This is a genomic window from Acinetobacter sp. AOR12_HL (assembly GCF_027855275.1).
In the GTDB taxonomy this organism is placed as follows: Bacteria; Pseudomonadota; Gammaproteobacteria; order Pseudomonadales; family Moraxellaceae; genus Acinetobacter; species Acinetobacter baumannii.
Genome location: NZ_JAKTIJ010000020.1, coordinates 365,963 through 383,846, shown reverse-complemented (window position 1 = coordinate 383,846; position 17,884 = coordinate 365,963). Strand labels below are relative to the sequence as shown.

16 protein-coding genes are annotated in these 17,884 nt (G+C 39.9%); 4 read left to right on the top strand and 12 right to left on the bottom strand.

Features of this window, described 5'->3' with window-relative positions; all coding sequences use genetic code 11:
* Window positions 1-111 precede the first annotated feature (111 nt).
* Window positions 112-888 carry a TrmH family RNA methyltransferase gene (locus tag MKL36_RS10285; protein ID WP_000268346.1) on the bottom strand — a complete coding sequence of 259 codons (777 nt, stop codon included), beginning with the start codon at window positions 886-888 and terminating at the stop codon, window positions 112-114.
* A gap of 56 nt (window positions 889-944) precedes the next feature.
* Window positions 945-1,916, bottom strand: a complete 972-nt coding sequence (locus MKL36_RS10280; protein ID WP_000067971.1) for a class 1 fructose-bisphosphatase — start codon at window positions 1,914-1,916, stop codon at window positions 945-947.
* A 182-nt stretch (window positions 1,917-2,098) separates the two neighbouring features.
* On the opposite strand from MKL36_RS10280, the gene MKL36_RS10275 reads away from it, so the two are divergent.
* Window positions 2,099-2,287 carry an NF038105 family protein gene (locus MKL36_RS10275; protein ID WP_000208542.1) on the top strand — a complete coding sequence of 63 codons (189 nt, stop codon included), beginning with the start codon at window positions 2,099-2,101 and terminating at the stop codon, window positions 2,285-2,287.
* 54 nt (window positions 2,288-2,341) lie between these two features.
* Here MKL36_RS10275 and pal read toward each other — a convergent pair whose 3' ends face one another.
* From pal to MKL36_RS10225, 10 genes are all read right to left on the bottom strand, one after another.
* Window positions 2,342-2,905, bottom strand: coding sequence for a peptidoglycan-associated lipoprotein Pal (gene pal, locus MKL36_RS10270; protein ID WP_000836015.1), 564 nt, complete (start codon window positions 2,903-2,905; stop codon window positions 2,342-2,344).
* A 27-nt stretch (window positions 2,906-2,932) separates the two neighbouring features.
* On the bottom strand, window positions 2,933-4,213 hold the full coding sequence (tolB, locus tag MKL36_RS10265; protein WP_000858386.1) for a Tol-Pal system beta propeller repeat protein TolB: 1,281 nt from the start codon (window positions 4,211-4,213) through the stop codon (window positions 2,933-2,935).
* Between the two features lie 93 nt (window positions 4,214-4,306).
* Window positions 4,307-5,710, bottom strand: a complete 1,404-nt coding sequence (gene tolA / locus MKL36_RS10260; RefSeq protein WP_021511074.1) for a cell envelope integrity protein TolA — start codon at window positions 5,708-5,710, stop codon at window positions 4,307-4,309.
* Between the two features lie 3 nt (window positions 5,711-5,713).
* Window positions 5,714-6,166 carry a protein TolR gene (gene tolR / locus MKL36_RS10255; RefSeq protein ID WP_001007562.1) on the bottom strand — a complete coding sequence of 151 codons (453 nt, stop codon included), beginning with the start codon at window positions 6,164-6,166 and terminating at the stop codon, window positions 5,714-5,716.
* A complete protein-coding gene (tolQ, locus tag MKL36_RS10250) occupies window positions 6,166-6,864 on the bottom strand; it encodes a protein TolQ (protein ID WP_002058761.1) in 699 nt (232 codons plus the stop codon). The genes tolR and tolQ overlap by 1 nt, the downstream gene beginning before the upstream one ends.
* Window positions 6,865-6,887: 23 nt before the next feature.
* Window positions 6,888-7,295: a tol-pal system-associated acyl-CoA thioesterase gene (ybgC, locus tag MKL36_RS10245; RefSeq protein ID WP_001273591.1), complete on the bottom strand. Its 408-nt coding sequence runs from the start codon at window positions 7,293-7,295 to the stop codon at window positions 6,888-6,890.
* Window positions 7,296-7,505: 210 nt separating this feature from the next.
* On the bottom strand, window positions 7,506-8,840 hold the full coding sequence (locus MKL36_RS10240) for a M20 family metallopeptidase (protein ID WP_021511073.1): 1,335 nt from the start codon (window positions 8,838-8,840) through the stop codon (window positions 7,506-7,508).
* 204 nt (window positions 8,841-9,044) lie between these two features.
* Window positions 9,045-10,049, bottom strand: a complete 1,005-nt coding sequence (ruvB, locus tag MKL36_RS10235) for a Holliday junction branch migration DNA helicase RuvB (protein WP_001154002.1) — start codon at window positions 10,047-10,049, stop codon at window positions 9,045-9,047.
* Window positions 10,050-10,057: 8 nt separating this feature from the next.
* Window positions 10,058-10,657 (bottom strand): Holliday junction branch migration protein RuvA, encoded by a 600-nt coding sequence (gene ruvA / locus MKL36_RS10230; RefSeq protein ID WP_000578663.1) that lies wholly within the window; start codon window positions 10,655-10,657, stop codon window positions 10,058-10,060.
* 91 nt (window positions 10,658-10,748) lie between these two features.
* Window positions 10,749-12,089, bottom strand: coding sequence for a deoxyguanosinetriphosphate triphosphohydrolase (locus MKL36_RS10225; protein ID WP_021511072.1), 1,341 nt, complete (start codon window positions 12,087-12,089; stop codon window positions 10,749-10,751).
* Window positions 12,090-12,398: 309 nt separating this feature from the next.
* Between MKL36_RS10225 and purL the strand changes: the two genes are divergently transcribed.
* The 3 genes from purL to MKL36_RS10210 all read left to right on the top strand — a co-directional run bounded on the left by purL (window position 12,399) and on the right by MKL36_RS10210 (window position 17,846).
* Window positions 12,399-16,232 carry a phosphoribosylformylglycinamidine synthase gene (purL, locus tag MKL36_RS10220; protein WP_021511071.1) on the top strand — a complete coding sequence of 1,278 codons (3,834 nt, stop codon included), beginning with the start codon at window positions 12,399-12,401 and terminating at the stop codon, window positions 16,230-16,232.
* An 82-nt stretch (window positions 16,233-16,314) separates the two neighbouring features.
* A complete protein-coding gene (locus MKL36_RS10215) occupies window positions 16,315-17,520 on the top strand; it encodes a multidrug effflux MFS transporter (protein WP_000836948.1) in 1,206 nt (401 codons plus the stop codon).
* Window positions 17,521-17,720: 200 nt separating this feature from the next.
* Window positions 17,721-17,846: a KGW motif small protein gene (locus MKL36_RS10210; RefSeq protein WP_000977276.1), complete on the top strand. Its 126-nt coding sequence runs from the start codon at window positions 17,721-17,723 to the stop codon at window positions 17,844-17,846.
* Window positions 17,847-17,884 lie beyond the last annotated feature (38 nt).

Genomic DNA, 17,884 nt, shown 5'->3' with positions numbered 1-17,884 from the left:
ATCTCTTATATAACGTTGAAAAGAGGTGGGAGGTTGACAACAATCGGCTATTTTTTAGTAGTGTAAATGATTTTTTTCACAAATATGAGCGATGTAAAATAAATTAACGTTTTATTGGCGTTGGCGAACCATTTCAAAAAAACAAATTGATCCTGCAATTGCTACATTTAATGACTCTTGACCACCTGGCTGCGGTATAGTCACTGATTGTGCATGTTCTAAAGCATAATCACTTGCACCTTGTCCTTCATTGCCTAAAATCCAAACACATGGTTTTGAAAGGTCTTTTGAATAAAGACTAGTCGAACGATGAGAGCTCGTAACGAAAACAGGAATATCGAATTTAGGAAGAATATCGGTCAATTGAAAGTTTTCAAAACAAGACAGGCTAAAATGTGCCCCCATACCTGCTCTTAAAACTCGTGGAGACCAAAGTGAGGCAGAACCTTGTGTGCAAATAATCTGTTTTATATTTGCTGCTGCCGCTGAACGTAACAATGTACCTACGTTACCTGGATCTTGTACATTTTCTAGAATTAACGTATCTACGCTATAGTCAATGGTTGATGCGGTTTTCGGTAAATCGATAATAGCCAAGCAAGGAAGAGTATTACCTAAAGTACTTAAGTCTTTATATAAAACTTCGCTAATAATAAAGACATGACCTTGGTGAAGTTCAATGATTTTCTTTAAATCGGGATGTTCTAAGGCTTGTTCAGTCGTAAACAATGAAAAGAGTTTTTTCTGTTGTTGTAACCAAGCTAGACAAAGGTGGGTACCTTCAAGAACTGTTTGTTGATGCTTTTTTCGGGCGCTATTGAGTTCAATTAAACCACGCAAATGCTTAATTTTTGCATTGTCTTTTGATTCTAAAAAAATAACCGCCATAAGGAAATATCCAAAAGGGCGTCATCATACTATGACGCCCTGTGTAATTTAAATTATTAATGATAGCTTGTTACGCGTTCAACTTCATTCTTAGAACCGATAATTACAGGAACACGTTGATGAAGTTCTGTAGGTTCAATCTCTAGAATGCGTACACGGCCAGTAGTTGATGCGCCGCCTGCTTGTTCAATGAGCATACTCATTGGGTTAGCTTCATACATTAAACGTAAACGACCAGCTTTTTTCGGGTCTTTCAAGTCATATGGATAAAGGAAAATACCGCCACGGCATAAAATACGGTGAACATCACCCACCATACATGCGACCCAACGCATATTGAAGTCTTTTTCACGTACAGATGTTTTACCTGCAAGTAACTCTTCAATATATTGTTTTACTGGTTGTTCCCAATGGCGTTGGTTAGATGCATTAATAGCAAATTCTTGAGTATCTGCTGATACTTGAACATTCTCTGTAGTAAGTAAGAATGTTTGAGTTTCTGGATCTAACGTAAAGAAAGCTACACCGTTTCCAACTGTTAAAGCCATCATAGTTGATGGGCCATATAACACATAGCCAGCAGCAACTTGTTGAGTGCCTGCCTGCATGAAATCTTGTGCTTGTGTAACCGCATTTTTGGCAGGAAGAATCGAGAAGATTGTTCCGACACACATGTTGATATCAATGTTGCTTGAACCATCTAATGGATCAAATAGAACCAAGTATTCGCCGTTTTCTTGTGCTGGTGTAAAATCATCAAGTTCTTCAGATGCAAGACCACCGACGTGAGGATGGACTTTTAAAGCATCGATTAAATAGTCATTAGAAATCACATCAAGTTTTTTCTGTGTTTCACCTTGAACATTTTCGTTACCTGCGCTACCCAAAATTCCAGCCAAGGCACCTTTTTGTAAGGCTTGATCAATGGTTTTACAAGTCGCAGCAATTGTGTCGATGACTTGAGCCAACTCAGGTGTAAGATTCCCTTTTTCTTGTTGTAAAAATTGGGACAATGTGAGGTTGGACATAAAAAAACGCTCCTGTGCGCAAGCATCAAAATGAGTCAGATAAATACGTGGCATATTCTAGATGAGAATGCCGGAAAATAAAAATTATCTTACTTTATTTGTGTTGCATTTATGCTTACAAGCCCCATTTTACGTGGTATGTTGTTTGCATAACAAAGGAATGTAGATTTAGGAGAATCGAAATGACAACTAAGAAGTTTGATGCGACCCCAACAGCAGGTGAACCAATCAATTTAGAAGAAATTTCGAAAGAAAGTGTTCAGGAAGCTTGGAAAGATTATGAGGCAAAACCTGAATATAAAGCTTTTAATAAGCATGATTTGATTGAGTCAATGCAACATTCAGAAGAAGAGCAAAACAAATCCTCTTAAAGTAAGAATGTAAAAATAAACGCCCATATGTGGGCGTTTATTTTTTTGGAAGTTTTATTTTAATAGAGGAGGAACCGCTTCATAGTTAATTTCAACACGGCGGTTTTCTTTCCATGCTGATTCATCATGGCCAGGATTAACAGGCGCTTCTTTACCATAACTTACAGCTTCAAGTTGCTGAGGATTTACACCACTGGTAATAAGATAATTCTGAACTGCTTTTGCACGACGCTCACCCAAGGCCATGTTGTATTCGCGTGTACCGCGCTCATCTGTATGACCAGTTAATGCAACTTTTGAGTTTGCATTTGCCATGAGGAACTGAGCATGAGCCTGAAGTGTTTGGTAATCTTCAGTAGATAAATCACTACTGTCATAATCGAAGTGAACGACGCGTTTCGCTAGGGCAGCCTTGTTTGCCTCAGTTACACCTTTTGAAGAAGCACCTGCTAGATTTTGAGCATTTAATGCAGCATCTTCACTTAAGCCTGTCGTATTTACTGTGCTTGGGTTAGTTGTACCTGTAGTTGCCGTTGTTGCTGGCTTACGACTTGCACAACCTGTCATGACAAGTGCTGCACTAAGTAGAGGAAAGGCCAAATATTTAATTGATTTCATCATCATCTCCATCAATGGAATAAAAAGTTATTTAGGTGCCCAGGCTGGTTCACGTACTTCACCTTGCTCACTCGGTAAATTCATACGGAAACGACCATCAGTGGACATGATAGACAGTAAACCACGGTTCCCTTCACGAGTTGCATAAACCACCATTTGCCCATTTGGTGAGAAACTTGGTGATTCATCTAAACTGGTTGGGGTAAGAATATTGACAATGCCTGTATTAATATCTTGGATCGCAACTTTATAGTTACTACCACTTGGTCGATGCACGAGTGCAATTTTTTTACCATCTGCACTTAAAGTGCCACGAGCATTAAATGACCCTTTAAATGTTAAGCGTTTTACTGAGCCATTCCCAAAATCATAGCGATAAATTTGAGGCGAGCCTCCACGGTCAGATGTAAAAATAAAAGCTTTTCCATCTGGTGTGTAACGCGCTTCAGTATCAATTCCCGAGTCATTTGTCATGCGTTTGACTTGGCGAGTTGATAAATCCATTTGATAAATTTCAGGGTTACCATTCATCGATGCTGTAAATAGCATTGATTTGCCATCTGGTGAAAAGCTTGGTGCACCATTTAAGCCTTTAAAACTCGTAAGTACTTCACGTGTTCCAGTAGAGAGATCTTGTAAATAAATGGCTGGACGTTTAGTTTCAAAAGAAACATAAGCAATTTTTTTAGCGTCAGGAGTCCATGCCGGAGACAAAATCGGGTCACGTGAAGAGAGAACAGTTTTTGGTTGTTCACCATCTGTATCAGCGATTTGTAAGGTGTAACGTTCAGCAGGAGTGGCAGGATTACGTAATACATAAGCGATACGGCCACTAAAATCACCTGGAATTCCGGTTAAGGCCTGATAAATAGCGTCACTTACCATATGTCCTGCTTGACGTATGCGTGAAGCAGGAACATTTAACAATTCATTCAGAAGATATTGCTGTTTTTGTACATCATAAAGTTGGTAATGGACTTCAAACCCGTCAGCTGTTTGCTTAATTTGTCCAGTAACAACATAAGGAATACCCGCAGCTTGCCAATCAGATGCTTGAATCTGGTTAATAGCGGCATTCGCAGGTAAATTTTTTGATGAACTTGTGAAACGTCCTGAGCGGTTCAAGTCAGTTTCAACAATAGGATAAAGTCCATTGTCGTTATTAAAAGGCACAATAGCGATTTTAGGCGCCTGATCAGGTGCTTTTGCAATCTCTAAATGTAATTGAGCAAAGGCAGCTGTTGGTGCAAGAGGACTTAATGCTGTAAGTAGCGTTAAGGCTAGAAGGTGTTTGCGGCTCGTTTTCATAGGTTTAAAGTCATTGAAGGTATTTTTGTGACTGGTGATTTTGTAGCATAGTTACATGCTTCAAACTATTTAAAGCATGTAACTCTTACAAAATTATTGTGCTCTGAAAGTAGAGGTAACGCTTCGCGCTTCTCGTCTTGCATCAGGATCCGATGGCATTGGGTAGGGAGCAGATGCCTGAATTGCAGCTTTGATACTTGCATCCAATGCATCATCTCCACTTGACCGTGTAATAACAATCGAGCTAACACTACCTGAGTCAGACAGGGTAAATCTAACGCTAACAGTTTTACCACTGCTTCCTGTAGGAACATCCCAAGCACGACGAATTTTCTGCTCAAAATCACGTTTAGCCGAAGATGCAATTTTTTTAGCTTCACCTTTTTTCTGGGCAGCTTCTTCTTGAGCTTTTTTAGCAGATGCAGCTTTTTCTTCGGCCTCAATTTCGGCTTTACGTCTAGCATCTTCTGCTGCTTTTTGTTGTTTGGCTTTTGCATCAGCCTCAGCTTTGCGTTTAGCGTCTTCTGCTGCTTTTTGCTGTTTAGCTTTCGCATCGGCCTCGGCTTTGCGTTTAGCATCTTCAGCTGCTTTTTGCTGTTTAGCTTTCGCATCGGCCTCAGCTTTGCGCTTAGCATCTTCAGCTGCTTTTTGCTGCTTGGCTTTTGCATCAGCCTCAGCTTTACGTTTAGCATCTTCAGCTGCTTTTTGCTGTTTAGCTTTCGCATCGGCCTCGGCTTTACGTTTCGCGTTATCAGCTGCTTGTTGCTTAGCCTTAGCATCTGCTTCAGCTTTGCGTTTGGCATCTTCAGCTGCTTTTTGTTGTTTGGCTTTAGCATCTGCTTCGGCTTTTCGTTTAGCTTCTTGTTGTGCTTGAAGTTTAGCGTTTTCAGCTTTTTGAGCTTCACGTTTTAGTCTTGCTTCAGTCTCAGCTTTACGTTTAGCTTCCTCAGTTGCTTTTTGTCTAGCTTTCGCATCGGCCTCAGCTTTTGCATTTTGTTCGGCTTTTCGTTTTTGTTCAGCTTCAGCTCTCGCTTTAGCCTCCGCTTGACGCTTAGCTTCGGCCTGTTGCTTTTGTGCTTCCTCTAAACGTTGTTGCTCTGCAGCTTGCTTTGTTTTAGCAGCTTCTTCAGCTTTACGCTTTTCCTCAGCTAATTTTGCTTGTTGTGCCTGCTCAGCTTTTTGCTTTTGAGCAGCAAGTTGTTGTGCTGTTGGAGGAGGAGGGGTAGCTGGAAGATTTTGAGGAAGAGTTTCATCCACAATCGGGCTTAGAACTTCTTCAGCCTGATTTTCTGCTACGGTTGGTTGCTCAACTTCTTTTGCCAAAGGTGGTGGTAAATCTTCTGGTTTAACTAAAACAGTGGTCAGCTTTTTGGGTTGTTCAGGTGGTTTACTCAAGCCTAAAAAAAGCAAGCCAACAATGGCAATTGCATGAACTCCAAGGGTGAAGCTCAATGCTATTGCATTTTGTTTAAAAGGAGGCTTTTGATTTTTATTCATAGCTTATTTTAAAGGCTCTGTCAGAAGGCCAACTTGAGTTAAACCTGCTTCTTGTAAACTTGCCATCAATGATACGACTTCTCCATAAGGGCGAGTCTTATCACCATTCACTAAAACTGTAAGTTGTTTATTTTCCTGCTCAGCTTGTTTTTGTGCTTCACTTAAAACAGACTCAAGTTTTTCAAGAGAAAGTGGCTCATTATCTTTGTAATCTTCATATTGAAGGTAAATATTGCCATCTTTACCAATCGTGACCATGGCTGGCATATCTTTTGATTCAATTGGATGATTATTTGCCTGAGGTAAATCGACTTTAATACCACTGGTAATCATGGGAGCAGTCACCATGAAAATCACTAAAAGTACCAGCATCACATCGATATAAGGCACGACGTTCATGTCACTTTTTAATGGTTTTTTTATGCGCTCAAAGCGCCCTGAACGTTGAATGGCCATTATACATCTTCCTGTGACGAACCCACAGATTGACGTTGCAATAAAGCAATCATCTCTTCGGCAAATAATGCACGATCAGAGTAGACACTTTCGCTTTTAGCCGTAAAGTGGTTAAAAGCCAATACCGCAGGAATTGCAGCAAATAGACCAATTGCAGTTGCAATAAGGGCCTCGGCAATACCTGGCGCAACTGTCGCTAACGTCACTTGGTCAACAGCAGCCAAACCAATAAAAGCATTCATGATTCCCCAAACAGTACCGAATAAACCGATATATGGGGCAACCGAACCGATACTTGCTAAAGTACCTAAACCATATTCAAGACTACCCTGATCACGACTTAAACCGACACGTAAAATACGTTCTGTTCCTTCGATCATTTGTGAGGTAGGAGCTTGGCGTTTTTTGAGTTTAAAAAACTCACTCAATCCTTGATAAAAGATATCTTCAAGGCCTGAGCGTTTTGAATTGAGTTGTGCGTTGTTGTAAAGCGTATTGAGTTCAGCACCAGACCAGAACATTTTTTGGAAATGTTCATCATCTTGGCGTGCTTTTTTATAACTCATATGTAACTTGGCAATCAGGTACCAACTAAAAATTGATGCTAATAATAAAATCAGCATGACCAACTGGACGACTGGACTTGCTTGTAAAATAAGGTCAGAAATATGCAGGGTTGATTCAATGTTTGTTGCCATAGTTACATATGCCGGTTGTTTTTTTAGTCTTGTTCCAATTCTTTACGAATAAGATCACGTATTTCTTCTGGAAGACGACGTGGCATTAGATCTTTACTTAAACATGCCAACTCAACCTCACCAGAAGCAAGCAAGATTTCACCACGATAAATATTTTGTTGCAACACAAATGACGCAGCTTTACATGAAACTACACGCGCTGTAACAGTAATTAAGTCATCCATTAAAATAGGACGCATATATTTTACGTCAATTTTATATACCACAAAGTTGTAGTCTTTTTGATGCCAGTAATGGTCAACGCCAGCAGCGCGGAGCCATTCTGTACGGGTACGTTCCATATAGCGAATGTGGTTGGCATGGTAAACAATACCACCTGCGTCCGTATCTTCAATATAAACACGAATGTTGAATTCAAAATGATTCGCCATGAGAGTATTCCGTTTTAGTTCACTATAGAGCTTTATATTTAAAATATGACTGTTGAATAAAATATCAGTTCTATCCAAAGTCATACATCTGCTTTTAAATACGGGGCAGTTTAGCAGATTGCATACTAAGTCCTATGGCACAACCTTTCAATCGCGACTGCTGTCTTACTTCTTTAAAACGGAACACTCTATGGTGAACATATTGTTAAGTTACGACTGTTTCCATGCTGCCTGAACTTGTTTAGCGATATTCGGATAATCTAAAACGAATCTTATATGTAGCTCGGTTCCTGTCTTTAAGGCCTTATCATCTACTATAAAAGAAGGGTTGTGATTTGGTGCAGCTTGGCTTAAGTCCTGATTTTCAGGTGTTGCTCCTAAGAAAACGAAGAAAGAGGGCATTAATTTCCCATAATAGGCAAAATCTTCACTTGCACTTGCATTATGGTCCAAAACATGAAGATTCGAATCTCCAACAGTTTTGGCTAATGTTGGCTGGATAAGTTGAGTAAGAGCTTTATTATTCATGGTTACTGGAGCATAAGGCGCAATTTCAACTTTTGCTGTTACATCATTAGCTTGAGCGTTATGTTCCACCAGAGTTGGTAAGCTCTTTAGGATATTTTCTCGGATCTGTTCGTTATTGGATCGAATAGTACCGATCATATTGACCTGTTCAGGAATCACATTTCCAGCTGTACCGCCTTGAATATTGCCAATACTAATAACGCCCATACCTTGGGTTAGGTCGGTTCTTCGACTAATAAGGCTTTGTAAATTATTAATCATTTGAGCTGATGCATAAATTGGATCTCTGCCTAACCAAGGGGTAGAGCCATGAACCTGTTTGCCGTTAACTTGAATACGTAAGTGATCGGCACTGTTTAAAATAGCACCATCTTTATAATATAGATGTCCGCTTTTCATGCCGGACATGACATGCATGCCAAAAATAGCTTCTGGTTTGTAGTCTTTAAATGCACCATCCGCAATCATTTTTCTTGAGCCGATTTGATCACCATGCGTGAAGTTATCTATATCTGCTCCACCTTCTTCAGCTGGCTGAAATACAAAAACTACAGTGCCTGATATTTTATCTTTATTAGCCGCCAATATCTTTGCTGCACCTAATAACATTGCAGTGTGCGCATCGTGTCCACAAGCATGCATCACATAAGTTTCTTTACCTTGATAAATTGCCTTTTGTTTACTGGCAAATGGCACACCACTTTTTTCTTCCATAGGTAGCGCATCCATATCTGCTCTAAGCGCAATAATAGGGCCAGGGTTACTCCCTTTTAAAATGCCGATTATCCCTGTTTTTGCATAACCTGTTTTGACTTGAATGCCATAAGACTTTAATTCTTTTTGAACCAATGCAGATGTTTTAAATTCCATATTGCCTAGTTCAGGGTACTCATGGATGTGTTGTCTTAATTGAATGGCCTGATTTTCATTTTGTTGTGTAGCATCTTTTACCCAATCCGCTAGGCTCAATTGACTTATTAGGGTAAGTGGAAAAATTAAAGCAGCTTTTTTGTACATATCCTTATCCTAAAAATATTATTGTTCAGAAGATTTAATATCTAGATTTCTTATAATTCAGTTTTTAAAAATATTAAAAAATCAATAAGGTATAAAGAAAGACTTAAAAGGTATAGAGTGGCTAATTTATTGATAAGACAATTTTTATTTGAGTTAAAAAGAATAGTTAAATAAAAAAAGGAAGAGAAAATTCTCTTCCTTTGGTTAGTTTTTAGGCTCAGGTGGCGTCATGCCAAACTGCAAATAAGATTGGTTGGTTGCAATGCGACCTCGTGCAGTACGCATAACATAACCTTGCTGAATTAAATAAGGTTCAATAACATCTTCAAGTGTTCCGCTATCTTCAGCCATAGCAGCTGCAAGGGCTTCAACACCAGCAGGTCCACCATCAAAACGTTCTAACAGCATACTTAAATAACGTCGGTCTAAGGTGTCTAAACCAGCTTTATCGACATTAAGCATATCAAGCGCACGTTGTGCCATTTCATGGTTAACTTCGCCTGTACCTTTTACTTGTGCATAGTCACGTACACGGCGTAATAAACGATTGGCAATACGCGGTGTTCCGCGTGAACGGCGTGCAACTTCTTCTGCACCCTCAACTGTAATGGGTACATCCATGAGGTTTGCAGATCGTGACACGATGTGAGTTAGGTCTTCTACAGAATAGAATTCAAGACGTTGCACAATACCGAAACGGTCACGTAGGGGCGAGGTGAGTAAGCCGGCACGTGTGGTCGCAGCAACGAGCGTAAAAGGTGGTAAATCGAGTTTAATTGAACGAGCAGCAGGGCCTTCACCAATCATGATATCGAGTTGGTAATCTTCCATTGCCGGATACAGAATTTCTTCAATTACTGGTGAAAGACGGTGAATTTCATCAATAAATAAAACATCGCCTTCTTCAAGGTTAGTTAGCATTGCAGCCAAATCACCCGCACGCTCTAAAACAGGCCCTGAAGTGGATTTGAGATTGCCACCCATTTCACGCGCAATAATATTGGCAAGCGTGGTTTTTCCTAAGCCCGGTGGACCGAAAATCAGTGTGTGATCGAGTGCTTCACCACGACCACGAGCCGCACCGATGAAAATTTCCATTTGCTCGCGTACGACTGGTTGCCCGATATAATCGGCAAGTGAAGTCGGTCGAATAGCCCGATCAAAATGATCTTCAGGTTTTTCTGTTCCACTGATTAGACGGTCTTGCATAGGTGTGTTTACTTCATCATTGATTTAAGTGCAGCACGAATAATATCGGCTGATTCAGTGTAATCGGCTTTAACCGCCGCAACAGCTTTTTGTGCCTCAAGAGGTTTATAACCTAGTGACTGTAAGGCTGCTTCTGCTTCTGCAACAGGTGAGTTCGAAACAAATTGAATCTGAGGCAGGGCCGCAGCGCTAGAAGTTCCTTGTGCCAAAGTTTTAAAACGGTCACGAAGTTCAATCATTAAACGTTCAGCTGTTTTTTTGCCTACCCCCGGAACTTTAACCAAAGTATTCACATCGTCATGTTCAATTGTGTGTACCAGCAATTCAACACTTAACGTAGAAAGAATACCTAATGCCATTTTCGGGCCCACACCATTTACTTTTAGTAAGGTGCGGAAAATAGTTTTCTCTTGAGCATCACTAAAACCATAAAGCTGCTGAGCATCTTCACGGACGACCAAATGCGTCCATAGCGTAACTTTCTGGCCTTTTTGTAATTGGCAAAATGTTGAAAGTGGTGTATCAATTTCATAGCCCACACCATTTACATTCAGTAAGACAGTTGGGGCTTCTAGGGCAAACACTTCGCCAATTAAACATCCGATCATAGCGTAATTTCACTTATTCATAACTGTAAATCTGGTCGTTCTAAATGTATTAAAACGACACTAGCTGTATTTCTTTCTATATTAAGGCAGCTTAAAACAAGCCGATTTTATTACCTTGTAGCTCTTGAGCCAAGCTATAAGCCTGATGATCTGAAAACTTACTGATAATATCGAGTACCTGCATGATATTGCTGTAGTGGTTATTACTAAAGCGAGCACCGTACAAATTAAGAATAGACATCAAGCGTTGTTCTTTAAAGCTTAAAGATTTATGCGGCATCGTTAAGGGAACAAATGCATCAAGAATAGTTTGCAAACTTTGGTGAGCAATAATTTCTAAACCAGACTTTTGTGGGTGTTCAAAGATTTTTTCACGCGCCAGATTTTTGGCTGTTTCAATACCTGCCGCAATATCAGGCGAACAGTACTGTAAAAGACTACCTTTGAGCTGACCAGTAATAATTTCATAATGATGTTTGGCAAAAGCTGTAGTGACTTCATCAACCAGACGCTTCATAACACGACCACGCAATGCCGAAATTTTTTGTTGCCATGTACTGCTTGGAAGTGATAGCTCTTCAGGTTGACCATAATCTGCAATCAAGTTGAGAAAAATCGGTTCAACCTCTTGGTAATTCAGCATATTTAGAATAATGCCATCTTCTAAATCGATGAGGGCATAGCAAATATCATCAGCAGCTTCTAACAAATAGGTAAGTGGATGACGGCAGTAGTGATATTCACCTAATTGAATAAGTCCGAGCTGCTCAGCAATTTGTTTTAAAATTTCTTTTTCAGATTGATAACAACCAAATTTCGCTCGTTGGTGGGATGGACGATCACCTTGAGACACGATTGTTTTTGAAAGCCAAGGATATTTTAAATAAGCGCCTAAGGTTGCATAAGTTAAACGCATGCCTCCATCATCTGGATGATAGTCAATACGGGTTAATAGGCGTAATCCTTGGGCGTTGCCTTCAAACTGACGGACATCGGCTTCTTCTTCGGGAGTTAATTTTTTTAAAAAATCATTATGTGAGGCATCGTCAAACCATTCACGAATTGCATATTCACCTGCATGACCGAAGGGTGGGTTACCAATGTCATGAGCAAGGCAGGCCGCTTGAATAATTGCACCGACATCGGCAGGAGAAATCCAGACAGGCAATTCATCTTTAATTTTTTCGGCTGCCAGCATGCCCATGGAACGGCCAATACAGGAAACTTCAAGCGAGTGAGTTAAACGGGTATGAATGCCATCATGCTGTGCTAAAGGATGAACTTGGGTCTTACGGTTTAACTGACGAAAACTTTGTGAAAATATAATGCGGTCATAATCTTTATGAAATGGGCTTCGAGCCAGCTCTGTACTGCTTTTTTTACTACCTAAACGAACTGCAGACAGCAGTTCTAACCAACGCATTTGTTCCATTTATCATTATTCAAAACTATAAAGCCTGATCATGCCAAAAAAATGCTAAAAGCACTAGCTTGGTGCGACATAGTTTGTCTTAGTTCAGGTTTTATTATGTTATTGAATAAACATGAAACAATTTATTTTGAGCGAGAATGATTAAAAAAATGATTTTGAACAAAAAACACATCACTTCTTGCAGAATTAGGTTACAGAATACTGATTCTACATCTAGCTGATTTTAGCAAGACACAGTAGAATATGCGCTCTCTCTAAAGTCACATTGCGGTAAGGTTCACAAGACCTGCCCGTGGAGCCAAAATCAACATGTTTATCGTGGCCGGTGCAGCAGCACATTCTTCTTTTAAGAAAGCTCAACTATTAACACGTTTATCGTCAATTAGTTCTGTTCAATCTTTTGACAGCCAATGGGTCTATTTGTTTGATCAAGCGCTCAACGAGCAGCAACATCAATCTGCTTTGCAATTATTAAATGACGGTGAGTCTTTTGAACTTCGTCAACCTGCAAGTGATGAGATTCAGATTTTAGTAACACCACGTGTGGGTACGATTTCACCTTGGTCATCTAAAGCGACTGACATTTTCAAAAACTGTAATACTCCAGTTCACCGTTTAGAACGTGGTCTTTTATTTACCTTAAAAGGTGTTTCTGAAATTTCTAATGAAGTAAAACAAGTACTTCATGACCGTATGACTGAAACTGTTTTTGCACAAATTGAAGATGCAAAAGCACTATTTTCAGAAACAGCACCAAAACCTTTAAATTCAATTGATATTTTAGGTCAAGGTAAAGAAGCATTAGTAAAAGCCAACAACGAATTTGGTTTTGCGTTATCTGAACAAGAAATTGATTATTTAACTGAAGCATTTACTCGACTTGGTCGTAACCCAAATGACATCGAGTTGATGATGTTTGCACAAGCAAACTCTGAACACTGTCGTCATAAAATCTTCGGTTCTGAATGGACAATTGATGGTGAAAAACAACCATTATCATTGTTCCAAATGATTAAAAACACTTATAAAGAGTCTCCAACTGACGTGTTATCGGCATATAAAGATAACGCATCTGTAATTGTTGGTTATGACACGATGCGTTTTTATCCGAAAGCAGATGAAAACGGTCATTTTATTTACAAATATAAGAGCCAAGCTGCTCACATTTTAATGAAGGTTGAAACTCACAACCATCCAACAGCAATTTCTCCATTTGCTGGTGCAGCAACAGGTTCAGGCGGTGAAATCCGTGATGAAGGTGCAACTGGTCGTGGTGGTAAACCGAAAGCAGGTTTAACAGGCTTTACAGTTTCTAACTTAAATATTCCTGGTTTTGAACAACCTTGGGAAGAAAACTACGGTAAACCTTCACGTATGGCATCGCCATTACAAATTATGATTGAAGGTCCATTAGGTGGCGCGGCATTTAACAATGAATTTGGCCGTCCTGCATTAAATGGCTATTTCCGTACTTTCGAACAAAACGTAAATGGTGAAGTGAAAGGCTTCCATAAGCCAATCATGATCGCGGGTGGTTACGGTAACATTCGTCCTGACCATGTAGAAAAAGATGCGATTCAACCAGGTGACTTGCTCATTGTATTGGGTGGCCCTGCAATGTTAATCGGTCTTGGTGGTGGTGCTGCTTCTTCTGTAGACAGCGGCACAATGGGTGAAAGCCTTGATTTCGCATCTGTACAACGTGAAAACCCAGAAATGGAACGCCGTTGTCAAGAAGTGATTGATACTTGCTGGCGTTTAGAAGACTTCAACCCAATCGTGTCTATTCATGACGTAGGAGCTGGTGGTTTATCAAATGCAATGCCTGAGCTTGTAAACGATCATGAGTTAGGTGCAGTTCTTAACCTTCGTAAGATTCCTTCATTAGAGCCGGGCATGAGCCCAATGGAAATCTGGTCAAATGAAGCACAAGAGCGTTATGTTCTTGCAATTCGTCCAGAGTCTTTAGAACAGTTCGAATCAATCTGTGCTCGTGAACGTTGTCCATTTGCCGTGTTAGGTGAAGCAACTGAAGCTCGTCACTTAACTGTTGAAGATCCATTGTTCCAAAACAACGCAGTTGATATCCCAATGCAAGTGATGCTTGGTGGTACACCGCGTATGCAACGTTCTTATGAAACAATTGAACGTAAAGGCAACGAATTTGACGCTTCAAAAGTTGATTTGAAAGATGCGATTTTCCGTGTATTGAAAAATCCTACAGTTGCGTCTAAATCATTCTTGATCACCATTGGTGACCGTTCAATTACAGGTATGGTTGCACGTGACCAAATGGTTGGTCGTTGGCAGATTCCTGTTGCAGATGCAGCAGTAACGACTACCAGCTTACAAGGCTTCACTGGTGAAGCAATGGCAATGGGTGAACGTCCACCAGTTGCATTGTTAAATCCAGCAGCGTCTGCTCGCTTGGCAGTTGCTGAAGCAATTACCAATATTGCATGTGCAAACATTGAACAAATTAGCGATATCAAACTTTCTGCAAACTGGATGGCTGCTGCTGGTCAAAAAGGTGAAGACCAAGCATTGTTTGAAGGTGTGAAAGCAATTGGTATGGAAATGTGTCCTGCTTTGGGAATTGCGATTCCTGTAGGTAAAGACTCACTTTCAATGCGTACCACTTGGAACGACAACGGTGAAGATAAAGCCGTAACATCTCCAATGACTGGTGTAATTACTGCATTTGCTCCAGTAGCTGATGTTCGTAAGACTTTAACACCTGAACTTAAGAATTTAGAAGACTCAGTACTTGTCCGTATTGATTTATCTAAAGGACAATTCCGTTTAGGTGGTTCGATTCTTGCGCAAGTATATAAAGCAATTGGTTCAGTCACTCCAGATGTTGATAGTTTTGATGATTTCAAAGCGTTCTTTGCTTTAATTCAAGACTGGAATAACCGTGGCTTGATTCAGGCTTACCATGACATCGGTGATGGTGGTTTACTCGCAACTGTAGCTGAAATGATGTTCGCTTCGCGTTTAGGTGTAGCATTAGAAGATCAGACTACTGCTGGTTTATTTGCAGAAGAAATTGGTGCAGTAGTTCAAATCAAAGCAGCTGATTGGGAAGCTTTACAAGCAGAAGTAGCTGCTTCTAGCTTAAAAGATGCAATTGCTGTAGTTGGTCGCGTAAATAATACTGATCAATTATCTGTAAATGGCTTAACTTTAGAGCGTGCAGAGTTACAACAAGCTTGGTCTGAAGTATCTCATCAGATCCAACGTTTACGTGATAACGTTGAAACTGCTGACCAAGAATTTGCTTTAATTACTGATAAATCACATCAAGGTTTGATTGCTAAACCTACATTTGATTTAAATGAACCTATCGAAGCACCGTTTATTAATAGCCGTCGTCCGAATATGGCAATCTTGCGTGAGCAGGGTGTAAATGGTCATATTGAAATGGCTGCAGCTTTTGACAAAGTTGGCTTTAACACAATTGACGTACACATGAGCGACTTACTTGCTGGTCGTGTGAGCCTAAGTGATTTCGAAGGTTTAGTGACTTGTGGTGGTTTCTCTTACGGTGACGTAATGGGTGCAGGCGGCGGCTGGGCAAAATCAGTTCTGTTCAATGCGAAGTTACGTGATCAGTTTGAACAATTCTTCCATCGTGAAGGTACGTTTAGCTTAGGTATCTGTAATGGTTGCCAAATGTTGTCACAATTAGCACCGCTTATTCCGGGTGCTGAACACTGGCCACGTTTCCACCGCAATATGTCAGAAGTTTTTGAAGCACGTAGCGTAAACGTTCGTGTTGAAAAAACAGTTTCTGTATTACTTGATGGTATGGAAGGTTCAATTTTACCGATTGCTGTAGCACATGGTGAAGGCCGTGCGGTTGCTAGCGAAGCTGATATTGCAAGCTTAAATGCAGCGAATCAAGTTGCATTGCGCTATGTTGATAGCCACGGTAACCCGACTCAACATTATCCATTGAACCCAAATGGTTCACCGGAAGCGATTACGGGCGTAACGTCTAAAGATGGTCGTGCAACGATCATGATGCCGCACCCTGAGCGTACTTTCCGTGCAATTCAACACTCTTGGAGTCCAGAAGAGTGGACTGAAGACGGTGCTTGGTTACGTATGTTCCGTAACGCACGTAAGTTTATTGGTTAATATAAAAATTGAAATAAGCCACCGTAAGGTGGCTTATTTGTATGTAGTACAATGTAAGTAGAATAAATAGTAGAGAAGAAAAATGAAGTCAAAAATCCATTTCCGTGAGTTTGCACTGTTGATGGCATTACTCATGTCTATCGTGTCTTTTTCGATAGATGCAGTGTTGCCTGCTTTAGGTGAGGTTGGACGAGTTTTTGAATTAAAGAATAATAATCAGACCCAGTGGGTCATTATTGGTATTTTCTCCGGCATGACAATAGGGCAGTTGATTGCAGGTCCACTTTCCGATGCGATTGGACGAAAACGTATTTTATTTACCGGTATTATCATCTACTTTTTGGGAAGTTTATTGTGCTTTACCACACAAAGTTTTGAATGGTTTTTAGTAGGTCGCTTTATTCAAGGTATTGGGGTTTCAGGTCCTTATGTCGCCTCAATTTCCATTGTGCGAGATAAATACAGCGGCGCTCAGATGGCCCGTATTATGTCCTTAATCATGATGGTATTTATGGTCGCTCCCGCGATTGCACCAAGTCTGGGACAACTCATTATTCACTTCTTTGGTTGGCGTGATATTTTTGTCTTATACATGATCTATGCCACAGTCGTTGGAGCGTGGGTCGCTTTACGTTTAGAAGAAACGTTACTTCCTGAAAATCGTTTACCTATGCGTTTACAAGCATTTCAAGAGGGTTTCAAAGAAGTTGTAAGTAATAAAACCACCATGAGCTATTTGTTATGTGCAGGCTTTTGCTTTGGGGGATTTATTGGTTACTTAGGTACTTCTCAGCAAATTTTTATGCAGCAGTTTGGTAAAACTGGGCAAGAGTTTAGTGCTTATTTTGCTGTGCTTGCTGGTGTAATGGGCATTGCTTCATTTACCAATTCTAAAATTGTCATGAAGTTTGGTATGCGTCCAATCTGTATTTATGGCTTTCTCAGTCTGTGCTTAATTTCATTAATTTTCTTAGGGATTCAACTTATAGGTGTGACTGTAGCATTTTGGATGTTTATGCTTTATGCCTGTATTTTATTTTTATTATTTGGAACTTTATTTGGTAATTTAAACGCGATTGCAATGGAACCTATGGGACATGTAGCTGGTATGGCATCAGCTATTATTGGTGCAGCTTCGTCCGTATTGTCACTTATTCTTGCCTCTATTATTGGGCAATTATATAACGGCACACTAATTCCAATGACTTGCGGTTTTGTTATTTTATGTGGTTTAGCATTTATGATGACAGTATATGAGAACAGATATTTAAAGAAATCGAATGTTTAAAATGATCCAGAATAATGATAGCTCACTGAATTAGAAAAATTTTCTTTAAACTTAAAGTAAAGGTAAGAAAATACGTTTTTTAAGGACTTTAAGAAAATTTATAAGAGTATAGACATAAGTATATTTAACCCCTTATGCTTGGATTGCTGTTGGTTCAATTTTTGCTTTCTCTGTAACAACGATAAAAATCGGAGATCAAAATGATGAAAAACAAAAATCACATAAGAACGATGTACACAAGAGATAAAGGTTGGCGCTTATTTGGCTTGGCACTTGCCATACAAATACTTTTTATTGGAGCAAATTATTTAGCAATGATGAGCTGACTTTGATTCGGAGTCTTCTTAAAGGGTATGATTTAAAG

Bases quoted from the DNA above. Each gene is read 5' to 3' on its own strand.
- MKL36_RS10285 (WP_000268346.1), bottom strand. From the start codon at position 888: ATGGCGGTTATTTTTTTAGAATCAAAAGACAATGCAAAAATTAAGCAT.
- MKL36_RS10280 (WP_000067971.1), bottom strand. From the start codon at position 1,916: ATGTCCAACCTCACATTGTCCCAATTTTTACAACAAGAAAAAGGGAAT.
- MKL36_RS10275 (WP_000208542.1), top strand. From the start codon at position 2,099: ATGACAACTAAGAAGTTTGATGCGACCCCAACAGCAGGTGAACCAATC.
- pal (WP_000836015.1), bottom strand. From the start codon at position 2,905: ATGAAATCAATTAAATATTTGGCCTTTCCTCTACTTAGTGCAGCACTT.
- tolB (WP_000858386.1), bottom strand. From the start codon at position 4,213: ATGAAAACGAGCCGCAAACACCTTCTAGCCTTAACGCTACTTACAGCA.
- tolA (WP_021511074.1), bottom strand. From the start codon at position 5,710: ATGAATAAAAATCAAAAGCCTCCTTTTAAACAAAATGCAATAGCATTG.
- tolR (WP_001007562.1), bottom strand. From the start codon at position 6,166: ATGGCCATTCAACGTTCAGGGCGCTTTGAGCGCATAAAAAAACCATTA.
- tolQ (WP_002058761.1), bottom strand. From the start codon at position 6,864: ATGGCAACAAACATTGAATCAACCCTGCATATTTCTGACCTTATTTTA.
- ybgC (WP_001273591.1), bottom strand. From the start codon at position 7,295: ATGGCGAATCATTTTGAATTCAACATTCGTGTTTATATTGAAGATACG.
- MKL36_RS10240 (WP_021511073.1), bottom strand. From the start codon at position 8,840: ATGTACAAAAAAGCTGCTTTAATTTTTCCACTTACCCTAATAAGTCAA.
- ruvB (WP_001154002.1), bottom strand. From the start codon at position 10,049: ATGCAAGACCGTCTAATCAGTGGAACAGAAAAACCTGAAGATCATTTT.
- ruvA (WP_000578663.1), bottom strand. From the start codon at position 10,657: ATGATCGGATGTTTAATTGGCGAAGTGTTTGCCCTAGAAGCCCCAACT.
- MKL36_RS10225 (WP_021511072.1), bottom strand. From the start codon at position 12,089: ATGGAACAAATGCGTTGGTTAGAACTGCTGTCTGCAGTTCGTTTAGGT.
- purL (WP_021511071.1), top strand. From the start codon at position 12,399: ATGTTTATCGTGGCCGGTGCAGCAGCACATTCTTCTTTTAAGAAAGCT.
- MKL36_RS10215 (WP_000836948.1), top strand. From the start codon at position 16,315: ATGAAGTCAAAAATCCATTTCCGTGAGTTTGCACTGTTGATGGCATTA.
- MKL36_RS10210 (WP_000977276.1), top strand. From the start codon at position 17,721: ATGATGAAAAACAAAAATCACATAAGAACGATGTACACAAGAGATAAA.